This is a genomic window from Christiangramia aquimixticola, from assembly GCF_048285835.1.
Lineage (GTDB): Bacteria > Bacteroidota > Bacteroidia > Flavobacteriales > Flavobacteriaceae > Christiangramia > Christiangramia aquimixticola.
This window is the reverse complement of sequence record NZ_JBLVTL010000314.1, coordinates 1-282: the sequence shown is the minus strand read 5'-3', so window position 1 is coordinate 282 and position 282 is coordinate 1. Positions and strand designations below refer to the sequence as shown.

Below are 282 nucleotides of genomic sequence, written 5' to 3'. Positions count from 1 at the left end.
TCACTCATCATTCTAAGCCTTTGCTCATTAACACCAGTTTTTTGCTATTTCCAAATAAGGTAGAGCAAAGTGAAAAGCTATTACAAATATTCAATTTACACTTAGCACAGTTTAAGCAAGATGGACGATATCAAGCCTATTTTAAAGGGTTAGAACAAGGTGATTATTTACCTTTGTATATTACCAAGTAATAGTCATTATTATTTTTTACAACCAATCTTAGAAAGTAGCGCATAAAAAACGGCCATTTTTAATGACCGTTTTGGTGCTTAAACAAAATAA

General features: G+C 30.9%; 1 protein-coding gene. It reads left to right on the top strand.

The window, feature by feature from the left end; translation table 11 throughout:
- Positions 1-191, top strand: a 191-nt coding sequence (locus ACNKXV_RS14625) for a hypothetical protein (protein ID WP_417908429.1), incomplete at its 5' end; no start/stop codon positions are given.
- Positions 192-282: the final 91 nt, after the last annotated feature.